We start from the raw sequence: 13778 nt of genomic DNA, 5'->3' as shown, positions 1-13778 counted from the left end.
CTACAGAACGACTGAAATTGGCTGTTCATTCCTTTTGCAGAGCCAATGGATGACCGGGGTTTGTGGTTGATCGGACGTGAGAAAAAACGCCCGCCAAAAAAACGAGTGGCGGGCGTTTGGGAAATGTCCCGGTCCAGCAAGGAGTGGGCTGGTCGGGATACGGGTGTTGACGTCACATCACCTGGCAAGGCCAGGCAGGGCAATGGCCGGGTGGCGCCGCAGACGATTGAGCGTCAGCAAGCGCATCACATAGCCGAGTTTGATGGCGGTCGGGCCGAGAATCGTCATGGCGTGCGCCACCACCACGCTGGGCAACGACAGGTACTGATCCAGGCCATAGGCCAGGACGGCGCCGACAACCAAGGCGACCAGCCCGCCGATCAGCAGGGCGTGGGACAACTTCAATACCCGAAATGGATGCTCGAAAAAATCATACATATCGATTACCTGCGTTAGCGTCTTGAAGCGTCCTGACGGGTCGCTGCGATAGGGGGTTGCCGGACCAATGGCCCGACAACCCCTGCCGATCAATGACCCTCAGGCCACCGGAATCAGCGGGTCGGCCGCGGCCAGCGCTGCAGCACGATCAGCCGCCGGTGGATAGATCCACACGCTGTTGATCTGGGTCTTGAGTTCCTTGGCTTCGTGCTTGACCAGTTTGACCTGGCGATCCCAACCCTCGGTGAACACCGCGCCCCAGGCGCCCAGGTCCAGGCAAGTGACGTACTTGGGCTGGCTGTAGGCGATCGGTTCCACGCCCAGCAGTTCGGCGGCAACGTTGTTGCCGGCATGGCGGCCCAGCGCGATGGCGTGCTGGCAGGACATCGCTGCAAAGTTGCCCAGCTCATCGGTCGCGGCATACGCCACGTCGCCGGTGGCGTACACATCGGCGTGACCGCGTACTTTCAGGTTCTGGTCGACATGCAAGCGGCCCTGGCGATCACGGGTGCCTTGCACTTGCTCAGTCAAGGGGCTTGCGCGGAAACCCACGGTCCAGATCACGGTGCTGGACTCGATGTGCTGGCCATTGGCGAGGGTGACACCACCGGCATCGATCGAGGCGACACTGGTGCCGACAATCCACTCGATGCCCAGATGCTCCGACGCTTCGATAATCGATGGACGAATGCCATCGCCCAGGGTCGCGGCGATTTGCGGCGCGAGGTCGACCACAATCACGCGGATGTCGGCGTTGTCACCCAGCACGGCACGCAGGCGGGCCGGCATTTCGGTGGCGGTTTCGATACCGGTGAAACCACCGCCGGCCACCACCACGGTGTTGCGGGCCGCACGGGTCGGCACGTCCTTGAGTGCATGGATGTGGGCTTCCAGGCGCGTGGCGGATTCGATGGTATCGACATCGAAGGCGTGGTCGAGCCCCTCGACCGGTGGGCGCATCAGGTGGCTGCCGGCGGCCAGCACCAGGCGGTCGTAGCTCAGCTGGCCTTGTTCGCCAGTCACCTTGGTGTAGCCGACCTGCTTGTTTTTCTCGTCGATCACTTGAGCCGAACCCTGGACGAATTTCACGCCCACGGCGTCGAACAAGTCGTTCAGCGGCGCCTTCATGTTGTGCACATTGGGCTCGTAGAAACGCGGACGGATGCGCAGCTCGGCTTGAGGAGCCAAAACGGTGATCTCGACGTCATTGCGATCATGCTTGTCCAGCAGACGGGCGGCGCTCAATGCGCTCCAGACCCCACCGAACCCTGCACCGATAATCAAAATCTGCTGTTTCATTGTTTAGCTCCTGAAGAACAATCGAGGGCGTGAAAAAAGTATTGCGAAGTCAGCGCGAACACCATGGCCAGTTGTGGCGATGTGTCTAAACAGCGCCAATAGACAGGGTTCGGCTTGATCTGAAACAAATGTTATTCGAGGGTCTTGTTTCTGACACTGCTACATAGGGTCAGACGAAGTATGACTAAGTATTATCGGGGTATACCAAGGTATGAGTGGCGTCGAATGGGTCGGCGTTAGTTGTGTCGCTTGAGAGCGGTTTCGATACTGGCGAGCAACTTGTCGGTCGCAAAGGGCTTGGGGAGAAAGGCGATCGGTTCTTGGGTGCCGATGCCCGGCGGGCGTTGTGCGTCGGGGTTTCCGGTGATGAAAATCACCGGTATGTGAATGCCTGTCGCCGCCAGTTCTTCATACATCCTGATGCCATCCATTTCCGGCATTTGTATATCGGAGATCAAACAGGATGTCACACCAGGTCCATCGGAAAACAGGAACTCGTGGGCGCCTGCATAGGTTCGTACTGTATATCCGCTGGATCGCAATAAACTGTCCAGCGCCATTCGAACGGATTCGTCGTTATCGACGACGGCAATCATTGCCTTATTGCACATAGTTGTGTCCTGCCTGGTAGCGGAGAGCACTTAGAGGCTGTCCGCCATCATTGCAAGATACGCCGTCCTGAAAGGACGCACAGTATACGTGGGTATAGTCACCGGATTGCCGGTTGCGCCGAGATCACCTCGGCCATGCGCACCAGATCGGCAAATGAACGCGCGCCCATTTTGCGCATGGCCTGGCCGCGATGGATCTTCACGGTGATCTCGCTCAGGCCGATTTCCCCGGCAATCTGTTTGTTCATCAAGCCGGAGGCCGCCAACGCCATCACCGTTTGCTCCCGCGCGGTCAGGGTCTGGTGTCGCGCACGCAACTCATCGGCATGCCGCTCGGATTCGCGGCGCTGTTTGTCCCGGGCATGGGCGGCGCACACCGCGTCGATCAGGTCCTGTTCGCGAAAGGGCTTGGTCAGGAAATCCACCGCGCCGGCTTTCATCGCCCGCACCGTCATGGCGATGTCGCCGTGCCCGGTGATGAACACGATGGGCACGTTGATGCCGGCGGCGGCCAGTTCGTTTTGAAAGTCCAGGCCGCTGCTGCCTTGCAGCCGCACATCCAATACCAGGCAACTGGCTGTATCCGGGCGTTTGTACTTCATGAACTCGGCGACCGAGCCGAATAGCTCGACCCGCAGGCCGATGGAGCGCAACAGACTGCCGAGGGATTCTCGCAGCGGCGCATCGTCGTCAACGACGAAAACCATGGATTCGCTCAGGTTGTTTTTATTCATGGGATGTTGTTCGTTCATTGCTTGTACCCAAGGGGTTGGACGTGCAACCGCCCTGCGCTGTGTTCCTTGCGAAGGGCGCTACATTAAGTGCATGCGCGGCTGACGGCATTCATACCTGCGGGTAGTGGTTCAATACCTTGGCTTGCCGGCGCCATACCTTTGTATTAAATGGCCGCTGCGTAACCCGGGTCATTGACGACCCGTATCGGCAGGGCAAACAAAAATGCGCTGCCCTGACCATTGGCATTGGTGGCCCAGATCCGTCCTTCATGGAATTCGATGATCGAGCGGCAAATGGAAAGCCCCATGCCCAGGCCGTTTTCCTTGGTGGTGAAAAACGGCATGAACAATTGTGGCAAGACGTCGGGGGGGATGCCCGGTCCGTGATCGGCCACTTCCAGCACCGCCTCGTTGTCCTTCACCCAGGTGCGCACGCTCAGGGATCGCTCGCCAGGGTCGACCGCGTCCATGGCCTGGCACGCATTGATGATCAGATTGATGATCACCTGTTGCAGTTGCACACGGTCGGCGTTGACCTGACCACCGAAAGCGGTCAGTTCGATGATCGGATTGATCTTGTGATGAGCCAGTTCATAGCGGACCAGGCTCAGGGTCTCGCCGACAATGTCGTTGAGCGATTCGTTCTGGCGCAGCGGGTCGCACTTGCGCGACAACGCCCTGACGCGGCGTGTGATCTCGCTGGCCCGATTGGAACTGGCGATGATCCGGTCCAGTGACTGGCGTGCTTCAACCAGATCGGGCTCCGGGCGGCTCAGCCAGTTGCGACAGGCTTCGCCGCTGCTGGTGATCGCCGCCAGCGGTTGATTGACTTCATGGGCGATGGACGCCGCCAGTTCGCCCAGGGAGGTCACGCGGGAAACATGGGCCAATTGGGTCTGCGCCCGGCACAACGCTTCCTCGGCCTGCTTGCTGGCGGTCACGTCTCGCAAGGCACCAAGGTAGTCAATGTAGCCGAGGTGGGTGTGGAGCGGGGTGGCGGTCATGTGAACGTGCTTGATGCGTCCGTCAGGCATCAACAAGCGGTGTTTGATCTCGATCAGGCCTTCACGACGCGCAGCCTTTTCAAAGCCCGCCTGCACCAGGTTCACATCGGCAGGATGGGTGCGCGCCAGAATCATCGACACCGTCGGCATGACGCCCACCGGATACTCGTAGATCCGTGCCGACTGGTCCGACCAGGAGAGTTGCTCGCGTCCACTGCGAAAGCCCAGGCAGCCGGTCTGGCTCAGCTGTTGCGAGCCGGAGAAGTAGACGACCTTATGATTCAGGCCATCGCACATTTTTTTGCAGCGCAGCGCCAGCAACGTGACCGCCGCCAGAGCGCTCAGGTCGCGGAAAAAATCCGCCGTCGATTCCCAGCGCTCAAATCCGCCGTGGTAGAGGAAGACCGTCGTCAGCACCAGCATGCCGAACAGGGCGACCACGATCACCGCGCTGATCGAAAACAGATTGATCGCCATCAACAGCACTGCAATGCACAGCGCCGCAGTGGGGAGATCGGTGCGGGTCTCGGTGTTGATGATGATCCCGCAGACCACGATCAGACCCATCAGCCAGACCAGGATGTTTTCAAAGGGTTTGAGGCTGATAGGGATCAAGGGGCGAGTCGTCCTTTGGCCTGGGTTTGGCAGCATCTGGCTGAAAGCTCCCTTCAATGCGCACGGCAATATTGAGTGCGCACGGCGTGCGTCAGCAGGCTTGTCTGATTTCGAATCGATCATGCACGCCTCGTCTTTTCATTCGGGCCTGGCAGAGAATCGCATCGCTATCCTAGGAGTAGCGCTTCTCATTTGGTTAGGACAAAAAACCCGGAATTCCTGCCAGTGCCGCGAGTCGGGCAAAGGCCTTTCGGTTCATGTAAGTGATTTATTGCATTGAGTTTTTTCGTCTGTGGTCATACCCAGGTATCAATGTGCGCACCTAACGCATGATCTGTATGTCCCCATGTACAACAGACGTTTTCCTGCGATGGCCATAACCTGTTCACACACTGTCGAACTCAATGGCTTCGTGCCGGGTGGCGAACCTCATGAACAGAAATGACCTGCGTCGTGCCGACATCAACCTGCTGGTGGTTTTCGAGACGATGATGCATGAGCGAAATGTCAGCCGTGTCGGCGAAAAGCTGTTCCTGGGGCAACCCACCATCAGCGGTGCCCTGGGCCGTTTGCGCGTGCTGTTCGATGATCCGCTGTTCATTCGTTCCGGACGGGTGATGGAGCCCACCGCGCGGGCCGAGGAGATTTTCGCCAACCTGGCGCCGGCACTGGACGGTATCGCCGCCGCATTGAGCCGTTGCCAATCGTTCGACCCGCGCACCAGCGAGGCGACGTTTCATGTCGGGCTGTCCGACGATGTCGAATATGCGCTGCTGCCGCGGTTGTTGCGGCAACTACGGGTCGAGGCGCCGAACATCACTTTGATCGTGCGTCGGGTCGATCAGCAGCAGATGTCGCAGCGCTTGATGAATGGCGACATTTCCGTGGGCATCAGTCACACCCTCGACCTGCCGGCCAATGCGCGCCGTAAAGGCTTGCGGCCGATCCGGCCGATGCTGTTGCGGGCCGATGCCCGACCCGGCCCGCTGGGGTTGGAGGAATTCTGCCGACGCCCCCATGCCGTGGTGTCGTCCATGGGTAATGCCACGGATGACACGGATCAAGCCCTGAGCGTGTTGGGCCGCCAGCGCAAAGTCGTGCTGACCGTACCGCAGTTCAGTGCGTTGCCGGTGTTGCTGGCGCAAAGCGATATGCTGGCCATCGTTCCGGATTACGTGGCCAAGGCGATGACGTCGGTGGCGGGGATGAGGGCCGAGCCGGCGCCTCTGCAACTGCCGATACAGGAGCTGTCCATGGTCTGGCGTGCAGCGGCGCACAACGACCCCGGCCAGCGCTGGTTGCGCTCGCGCTGCTGCGCGTTTCTCTGTGAGCCGGTCGAATTGCAGGTGGTGCCCAAGTCCCGACCGGCCTTGCACCACGATCAGGCCTTGCTGGCGGCCAGGTAAGGGCCGAGGCGCTTGCCCATTTCCTCGCCCAGGGCCTGCAAGCCACTCATGGGCCGGATCATGACTTCGAAATCGACGATTTTCCCCTGCTCGTTGAAGCGGATCATGTCGATGCCCTTGAGCTGTTTTTCGCCGACCCTGGCGCTGAATTCAAGGATGACATTCAAGCCGTCGGCGGTCGCCAGTTCACGGTGGTAGGCAAAGTCTTCGAACACCTTGGACACCGTGTTGAGGATCATCGACACCACCGGCGCCCCCGGATACGGTGTATGCGCCATCGGCGAACGGAACACCGCTTGCGGGTCGAGCAAATCCGGCAACGCCTTCAGGTCACCGTTGCGGATCATCGCGTGCCACAGGCTCAAGGACTCTGCGGCTTTGGGATGCAGTTGCAGTTCAGACATATTCAACTCCTGTTTTTTGTTGTTGTTCAAAGCGTGTCTGATGGGCTTTCAGCCCTGTGACGGGCAATGGCCCGCGCGGCGTCATCTGCCCAGAGACTGTAGATCGGCGGCCCCGGATGAAAACCGTCCCGTGCCATGGAACCGGTCACGGGGGCCAGTCGGGTCGTCAGTAGCGTACAGCGATCCGTGCGCTGCGCCAGTTCGGCAAGGCGCTGGTTGAATCGCGCCGCCCGATTGCCCAGATACCAGCGTAGCGGTTGCGGCAATGAGGGAAACAAGTGCATCGGTGGAAGAGGGGAGATGACGATCAACCTGACTGAGAACTTGTCGACCAGCACCTTCATCAATTGCTGTTGCCGGGCGATCCACTGATCCGCCGTCAGCCTGCCGGTGACATCATTGACGCCGATGGACAGCAGCGCCACATCGAAGGGTTCTGGCGCGTGCTGTTCGAGTCGATCCAGCAGCGCTTGCGAGTCAAGGCCGGACTGGGCCCAGAGCTTCCAGCAAACCTGGTAAGCCTTGGCCAATCGGCTGACCAACTGGCCACTCAGCGCATCGGCCTGGCTCGACGCCCCGACACCCGCCGCCGCGCTGTCGCCAAGGATCAACAGACGCAGGGCTTGACCCTGGCCGGCCAGACCTTCGCGCTCACCCTCGGCCTCCGGCAGTTTCGGCGTGATGCGGCGCGTGTAGACGCCCTGCATCAGCAGCAGGGGGCCGAGCATGATTTTGGCCAGGGTTTCGGTCTTGCTCATGTCAGGGGGCCTGATCGGGGAGGGTCGCGACTCATACGGCAAGGCTGCCAGATTCACTTCTACCGCGTCACGGGTCATATCAGCCGAAAATGGCGCAAAAAAAGCCCGGCTGATCAGGCCGGGCTTTTTGTCGGATCGGTTCACAGCGCTAATTGAACAGTTCTGAATGACTTCCAAGGTCGACAAACGTAAGCAGGTCAGAACGTGTGTGTTCGTAAATCATCAGAAAGTCGCCACCTATGTGACACTCTCGAAAACCAGTCCAATCCCCTGTCAAGGCATGATCCAGGTACTGCGCCGGCAATGGTTCTCCCAGAAAAAGCATGACCATCACCTGGCGAACTTCATTCATGTCACGGCGCCCGGCGCGTTTGTAACGTTCCCACGATTTCTTGAACTCCGAGGTCTGCGCGCATTGCTTGGGCAGCTCAGCGCGTTTTTGCTTTTTCTCCGTTTTCGCCATCCACATCCCCCAGCATTTCGTCTATCGAGTCGAACCGCTGACGAATGTCTTTTGCTTCCATCATGGCGCGGGCCGTTTTCTCCGAAGGGACGCGTACCTCAAACGGGAGGCCCTGAGTCGCTACAACTTGACGAAGAAAAAGTCGCATGGCGTCACTGATGCTCAGGCCGCAAGCACTCAGAACTTCAGTGGCACGCGCTTTCAAATCCTCATCGATGCGGCAACGCACGTCTGTAGTTTTTAGTAGTGCACCCATGGTTATCACCTCATTGTTAATTTGTAGCTACATTGGCGCTACCTCAATCATTCTGGTTGAGTGGGGGCTTTGGGGTCAACTTCAGCGTGATGGCCGGTACCAGAACCGGCCAGGCAACTGAATTTTCTCGGCCGATATTTGAATCGATTAGACATGCCATGAATATCAGTCTTTTCCTGTTCGTTCTTGGGAAGGGTCCTGACCCAATGCAGGAAATAGCCGATGGCGATGAACGCCATTTCAAGTCTCACGAAAAAGCCCGGCTGATCAGGCCGGGCTTTTCGGGTGATGCGGTCTGGCGATTTGTTTAGGCAACGGTATTGCCGTGCAGGCGATCGGAGCCATCAGCGGCGACGGTGTTGCCTTTCAGGCGGTCAGAACCATCGGCGGCGATGGTGTTGCCTTTCAGGCGGTCAGAACCATCGGCGGCTACGGTGTTGCCTTTCAAACGATCCGAACCATCGGCAGCCACAGCGCGTTTTTCGAGCAGGCGATCAGCGCCACCTTCAGCCACACGATTCTGGATCAGACGATCCGAACCACCTTCAGCCACACGGCTTTCGATCAGACGATCCGAGCCGCCTTCAGCGACTACAGGTTGAGCAGAGGTCGCGGCGAAAGCGTTCACTGCGAAGATCGAAAAAGCGATGCTGAGAATGGTTTGGCGTTTCATGATCGTGTGCTCCGGGGGTATTTGGTTGGTATGGAGCAGATGTTACGCCGCACAGTTTTTAAGAGAACTTCATTGAGTTAATGGTGACTATTGACGCAGTCAATGGTCGTTGGTGTCGACTGGAGACCCCTGTGGGAGCGAGCCTGCTCGCGAATACGGTGTGACATTCAACATTGATGGTGACTGGCACATCGCTTTCGCGAGCAGGCTCGCTCCCACAGTGCATCTCTGGCGCTCAGATGATCTGTGTACACCGAGCCCGGTTTCAGCCCCTATCACTGATCCGTGACACACAACTCCCCCGTAGCCCGAATCAGGGCCTGGCCATGCAGGGCATCCTTGATCAGTCCGGAGCGCTGTTCGGCCAGCCAGTTTGGGCATTCAGGGTCGACGCGATAGGGCACGAAGTCGGCGTATTGCTGCAACAGGCGGGTCTGCAGCTCATCCAGTTTTGGCCGCAGTTGGTTGAGGTCCGGACGTGGCAGGTCAGGTGCCTTGTGCGCCGCTTGCCATTGCGCGATCAAGCCGTACTGCACCAGTTTGTTGGCTTCGATCTGCGCAGCGATCAGTTCGGCGGCATCATCCGGGTCCAGCCTGCGTTCGGCGGCCTGCTTCCTGGCGTTGGCGATCACCGCCGCTTCCCGGGCGGTATCCTGGATCGGTTTGCCACTGTCCCACTTGGTCAGCGCCACTTGATCGGCAATGTTCAGACGCTCGTTGATGGTTGCCAGCAACGGTTGCAAGGCCTCGGGCGCCGTGGAAGGCGTGGCGGCGTGGGCGCCGCTGGCGAGTAATCCGAAAAGCGCGCAGGTCAGCAGTTGCGGCAAGCGGGGGTAGTGGAACATAGGCAAACCTCTTGGGCTCGGGATGCACAGCAGGCCCCTATGTAACACAGCTGAGCCAGATGAACGATAGTTCAACGGGCTCTTTCGCACAGGACCGACTCTGGTGCAGGCTACAACCTTGTCGTTTTCGCCATGGGAGGCGCAGGTAGATGCAAGACCGGTATGACGTAGCGGTGCTGGGGATGGGCGCGATGGGCGCCGCCACCCTTTACCAACTGGCGAAGGCGGGGAGCAAGGTGGTCGGCGTCGACCGCCACCATCCTCCGCACGACCAAGGCTCAAGCCATGGCGATACGCGGATCACCCGGCTCTCGGTGGGCGAGGGCGCGCAATACCTGCCCATCGTCCGCAACTCGCACCGGATCTGGCGCGAGCTCGAAGCCTTGTCCGGTGAGTCGCTGTTCGAGCAGTGTGGCGTGTTGGTCATGACCTCGCGCCCTGACGATGACGCGAACGATCCAACCGACTTCACCCAGCGCACCTTGCAACTGGCAAAAGCCAATGGCATCGCACATGAAGCGCTGTCGGCGGAACAGATCCGCCAGCGTTTTGCGCAGTTCTCCCCGGTGTTGGATACCGCCGTCGGCTATTTCGAACCCAGTGGCGGCTATGTCCGCCCGGAACGCTGCATCGCGGTGCAACTGCAACTCGCCGAGGAACGTGGTGCCACACTGCTCAAGGGCGAAACCGTCACGCAGATCACCTCCGACGAGCAGGGAGTCACCGTCATCACCGACCAGCGCACGATTTACGCCGATAAAGTGGTGATCAGCGCCGGCATGTGGTCCAGGGAATTGCTCGGCCAACCCTTCGACCGTTTGCTCCGGGTTTGCCGGCAAAAGCTGTTCTGGTTTGAACTGGAAGAAGGTGCCTGTTTTGCCCCGGTGTCGCCTACCTTCATCTACTACCACGGCTCAGGTGATGATGACTCGAACTATGGTTTTCCACCGCTGCCAGGTGAGGGCAGCCTGAAAGTCGCCACCGAGCAATACAGCGAAGAATCTTCGCCAGACACACTGGACAGAACCATCAGCGCAGCCGAAGCCCGGGACATGTTCGACACCCACGTACGCGGCAAAATTGCTGGCGTCAGCTCACGTTTGGTCAAGTCGGCGGTGTGTGCCTACACCGTCACCCCGGACAGCCATTTCATCATCGACGAACACCCGACCCTGAAAAATACCCTCGTGGTGTCCGCCTGCTCGGGCCATGGTTTCAAGCACTCCGCGGCATTGGGCGAGGCGCTGGCGCAGTGGTGCATGCGGGGGCGCAGCGAGCTGGATCTTTCAGCGTTTCACTGAAACGCTTTGACGGGTTGCAGGATTGAACAGCCGGTTCAGCCAGCGGCGAGCAAACGTTCGACCTGCGCCAGTTCCCAGGTGCTGAGCAAACTCACCGGGTCTGTACCGTAGCGCTGTCCGCCCTCGAAGACCCGACCGTCCGGGCTTTGGCAATGCAGGCAGTGGCGCAGGTGCCCACCGTCGACATCGAGGGTCAGACGCCAGCCTTCGATGTCGACCCGCACCAGGCCCGTTTCGGGTTGTTCAGCGACGCGCTTGAGTGGGTGAAGGTCGAGGGCGGCGTCGCGCAATGGCTGGTAAACCTCACGGGCGGTCAAGAGCGGCACGAGTGTCTCCGGTAACTTTGCGGGGGCACAGGATAGACGATGGGCCGATTGAATGAGAGCACGAAAAAGCCCGGCTGATCAGGCCGGGCTTTTCGGAGGGTGCGGTGTAGCCATTTACTTAGGCGATGGTGTTGCCTTTCAGGCGATCCGAGCCATCAGCGGCGATGGTGTTGCCTTTCAGGCGATCCGAGCCATCAGCGGCGATGGTGTTGCCTTTCAGGCGATCCGAGCCATCAGCGGCAATGGTGTTGCCTTTCAGGCGGTCAGAACCATCAGCGGCGATGGTGTTGCCTTTCAGGCGATCCGAGCCATCAGCGGCAATGGTGTTGCCTTTCAGGCGGTCAGAACCATCAGCGGCGATGGTGTTGCCTTTCAAACGATCCGAACCATCGGCGGCAACAGCGCGTTTTTCGAGCAGGCGATCAGCGCCACCTTCCGCCACACGGCTTTCGATCAGACGATCCGAGCCGCCTTCAGCGACTACAGGTTGAGCAGAGGTCGCGGCGAAAGCGTTCACTGCGAAGATCGAAAAAGCGATGCTGAGAATGGTTTGGCGTTTCATGATCGTGTGCTCCGGGGGTATTTGGTTGGTATGGAGCAGATGTTACGCCGCACAGTTTTTAAGAGAACTTCATTGAGTTAATGGTGACTATTGACGCAGTCAATGGTTGTTCGGTGATCCCCTGTGGGAGCGAGCCTGCTCGCGAAGAGGGCGGTACATTCAACTTCAATGTCGCCTGACACGACGCCTTCGCGGGCAAGCCTCGCTCCTACAGAGACCGGCTGCCATGTTATTGGCTCCCCCGGTGGCGGATGCAGCCTGTCGTCGGCTGCGCCACCCCATCGAGACCTTGGGGGTATGCTGGTTCGACCCAGTTCCACGCTCTGATCGAGAGGGTAAACCGATGCACGACTATTACGATTTGGGCACCTACAGCCGCCCGGTGACGACGAACTCGTCGCAGGCCCAGCTCTGGTTCGACCGTGGCCTGGTGTGGTGCTACGGCTACAACCACGACGAATCCATCCGTTGTTTCCACAAGGCCCTCGAACACGACCGCGATTGCGCCATGGCGTGGTGGGGCATCGCCTACGCCTCGGGCCCCAACTACAACAAACGCTGGGATGCCTTCATCGAGCAGGAGTTGAAAGAGGCCGTGGCCGAGGCTCGCCGGGCAACGCAAGCCGCATTGACGCACCTCGACCGTGCATCACCGGTGGAGCAAGGGCTGATCCGTGCGCTGGAGCAACGCTACCAGGCCGATGAGGCGGACAGCGTCGAGCAACTTTTCAGCTGGAACGATGCCTACGCGGCGTCCATGCGCGATGTCTACAGATCCTTTCCCGACGACCCTGATGTGGTGGCGCTGTTTGCCGAAGCGCTGATCGACCGCACGCCCTGGCAGTTGTGGGACCTGAAAACCGCTCAACCGGCAGCGGGCGCCGACACCCTCGAGGCCGTCGCCGTGCTGGAAAAAGCCCTGCAACGCATGGAGCGACACGGCGATACACCGCACCCTGGTGTGCTGCACATGTACGTCCACACCATGGAAATGTCACCGTATCCCGAACGGGCACTGCGCGCCGGCGATGTCCTGCGCGACCTGGTGCCGGACGCCGGGCACTTGCGCCATATGCCGTCGCACATCGACGTGCTCTGCGGCGATTATCGCGGGGCCATGATCACCAATCACCGGGCGATCCAGGCCGACCGCAAATACCTGGAACAGCAAGGACCGATCAACTTCTACACCCTGTATCGCAGCCACAATTACCACTTCAAACTTTACTCGGCGATGTTCCTCGGCCAGTACCATCCGGCCCTGGAAGCCGCCGACCAACTGGCTTCGACCATCAAGGAGGAACTGCTGCGGGTGGAACAACCCCCCATGGCCGACTGGCTGGAAAGCTTCGTGTCGATGAAGGTCCACGTGCAGATCCGCTTCGGCAAATGGCAAGACATCCTCGCAACAGAACTGCCTGTCGATCAGGCGCTGTACTGCGTGACCACCGCGATGCTGCACTACGCCAAAGGCGTGGCCTACGCCGCTACCGGCCAAGTCGCCGCCGCCGAATCCGAACAGCACCTGTTCCTCGAAGCCTGGGCTCGCGTGCCGCAAACCCGCTACCTGTTCAACAACCAATGCGTCGACATCCTGGCCGTGGCCGGCGCCATGCTCAACGGGGAAATCGAATACCGCAAAGGTCACTTCGATTGCGCTTTCCATCACTTGCGTCAGGCACAAGAACTGGACGACAACCTGCCGTACGACGAACCCTGGGGCTGGATGCAACCGGTGCGCCACGCCCTGGGCGCGCTGCTGCTGGAACAGGGGCGGGTGGAAGAAGCCCTGCAGGCGTACCGCGCCGACCTCGGCCTGGACAACACCCTCAGCCGCGCCTCCTGGCACCTGGACAATGTGTGGAGTTTGCACGGCTACGTCGAATGCCTGAAGCGACTGGGCCGGGATACTGAAGCCGCTGCTGCGAAAATCCGCCTGGATCTGGCCAAGGCGCGGGCGGATGTGGAAATTAGCGCGTCATGTTTTTGCCGGGTTGGGAAGGGGTGTTGCCAGTGAAATAGTGAACACTTCAGTCCCCTGTGGGAGCGAGCCTGCTCGCGAAAGCGGTGTATCAGACGACTC

General features: G+C 59.7%; 17 protein-coding genes. 3 read left to right on the top strand and 14 right to left on the bottom strand.

The genetic code is table 11. The features are described 5' to 3' along the window. Positions 1–177 precede the first annotated feature (177 nt). The 5 genes from ACW9HW_RS13225 to ACW9HW_RS13205 all read right to left on the bottom strand — a co-directional run bounded on the left by ACW9HW_RS13225 (position 178) and on the right by ACW9HW_RS13205 (position 4701). Positions 178–438, bottom strand: a complete 261-nt coding sequence (locus ACW9HW_RS13225; RefSeq protein WP_457400212.1) for a transmembrane sensor/regulator PpyR — start codon at positions 436–438, stop codon at positions 178–180. A gap of 99 nt (positions 439–537) precedes the next feature. Then, positions 538–1737: an NAD(P)/FAD-dependent oxidoreductase gene (locus ACW9HW_RS13220; protein WP_457400211.1), complete on the bottom strand. Its 1200-nt coding sequence runs from the start codon at positions 1735–1737 to the stop codon at positions 538–540. Positions 1738–1973: 236 nt separating this feature from the next. Then, a complete protein-coding gene (locus ACW9HW_RS13215; RefSeq protein ID WP_457400209.1) occupies positions 1974–2348 on the bottom strand; it encodes a response regulator transcription factor in 375 nt (124 codons plus the stop codon). Between the two features lie 98 nt (positions 2349–2446). After that, positions 2447–3082, bottom strand: a complete 636-nt coding sequence (locus ACW9HW_RS13210; RefSeq protein ID WP_259331977.1) for a response regulator transcription factor — start codon at positions 3080–3082, stop codon at positions 2447–2449. Between the two features lie 164 nt (positions 3083–3246). Continuing rightward, a complete protein-coding gene (locus ACW9HW_RS13205) occupies positions 3247–4701 on the bottom strand; it encodes a sensor histidine kinase (RefSeq protein WP_457400207.1) in 1455 nt (484 codons plus the stop codon). 431 nt (positions 4702–5132) lie between these two features. Here ACW9HW_RS13205 and ACW9HW_RS13200 point away from each other — a divergent pair, with 431 nt between their 5' ends. Beyond that, positions 5133–6107 carry a LysR family transcriptional regulator gene (locus tag ACW9HW_RS13200; protein ID WP_457400205.1) on the top strand — a complete coding sequence of 325 codons (975 nt, stop codon included), beginning with the start codon at positions 5133–5135 and terminating at the stop codon, positions 6105–6107. Here ACW9HW_RS13200 and ACW9HW_RS13195 read toward each other — a convergent pair. From ACW9HW_RS13195 to ACW9HW_RS13165, 7 genes are all read right to left on the bottom strand, one after another. After that, entirely contained in the window at positions 6083–6511 is a 429-nt protein-coding gene (locus tag ACW9HW_RS13195) for a nuclear transport factor 2 family protein (RefSeq protein ID WP_457400204.1), read from the bottom strand. The genes ACW9HW_RS13200 and ACW9HW_RS13195 overlap by 25 nt on opposite strands. Positions 6512–6537: 26 nt before the next feature. Continuing rightward, on the bottom strand, positions 6538–7269 hold the full coding sequence (locus tag ACW9HW_RS13190) for an SGNH/GDSL hydrolase family protein (protein ID WP_457400203.1): 732 nt from the start codon (positions 7267–7269) through the stop codon (positions 6538–6540). A gap of 148 nt (positions 7270–7417) precedes the next feature. Then, a complete protein-coding gene (locus tag ACW9HW_RS13185; protein WP_457400200.1) occupies positions 7418–7732 on the bottom strand; it encodes a type II toxin-antitoxin system YafQ family toxin in 315 nt (104 codons plus the stop codon). Continuing rightward, on the bottom strand, positions 7698–7988 hold the full coding sequence (locus tag ACW9HW_RS13180) for a type II toxin-antitoxin system RelB/DinJ family antitoxin (protein WP_457400198.1): 291 nt from the start codon (positions 7986–7988) through the stop codon (positions 7698–7700). The genes ACW9HW_RS13185 and ACW9HW_RS13180 overlap by 35 nt, the downstream gene beginning before the upstream one ends. Before the next feature lie 47 nt (positions 7989–8035). Next, entirely contained in the window at positions 8036–8227 is a 192-nt protein-coding gene (locus ACW9HW_RS13175; RefSeq protein WP_457400197.1) for a hypothetical protein, read from the bottom strand. A 68-nt stretch (positions 8228–8295) separates the two neighbouring features. Beyond that, complete coding sequence (locus tag ACW9HW_RS13170) at positions 8296–8661, bottom strand: hypothetical protein (RefSeq protein WP_457400194.1); 366 nt, start codon at positions 8659–8661, stop codon at positions 8296–8298. 275 nt (positions 8662–8936) lie between these two features. Next, positions 8937–9506 (bottom strand): chorismate mutase, encoded by a 570-nt coding sequence (locus tag ACW9HW_RS13165; protein ID WP_457400192.1) that lies wholly within the window; start codon positions 9504–9506, stop codon positions 8937–8939. 149 nt (positions 9507–9655) lie between these two features. Here ACW9HW_RS13165 and solA point away from each other — a divergent pair, with 149 nt between their 5' ends. Beyond that, on the top strand, positions 9656–10807 hold the full coding sequence (gene solA / locus ACW9HW_RS13160) for an N-methyl-L-tryptophan oxidase (protein ID WP_457400191.1): 1152 nt from the start codon (positions 9656–9658) through the stop codon (positions 10805–10807). 35 nt (positions 10808–10842) lie between these two features. Here the strand turns inward: solA and ACW9HW_RS13155 are convergent, their stop codons facing one another. After that, the gene (locus ACW9HW_RS13155; RefSeq protein WP_457400189.1) at positions 10843–11133 is read right to left on the bottom strand and encodes a DUF7693 family protein; all 291 of its coding nucleotides are present in this window, start codon (positions 11131–11133) and stop codon (positions 10843–10845) included. Positions 11134–11251: 118 nt separating this feature from the next. After that, positions 11252–11695, bottom strand: a complete 444-nt coding sequence (locus ACW9HW_RS13150) for a hypothetical protein (protein ID WP_457400188.1) — start codon at positions 11693–11695, stop codon at positions 11252–11254. Between the two features lie 343 nt (positions 11696–12038). On the opposite strand from ACW9HW_RS13150, the gene ACW9HW_RS13145 reads away from it, so the two are divergent. Next, positions 12039–13712 (top strand): hypothetical protein, encoded by a 1674-nt coding sequence (locus ACW9HW_RS13145; RefSeq protein ID WP_457400187.1) that lies wholly within the window; start codon positions 12039–12041, stop codon positions 13710–13712. Positions 13713–13778: the final 66 nt, after the last annotated feature.

Source organism: Pseudomonas sp. SDO5532_S415 (genome assembly GCF_054071155.1).
The sequence above is the reverse complement of the archived record's forward strand: the minus strand, read 5'-3'. Positions and strand labels throughout refer to the sequence as shown.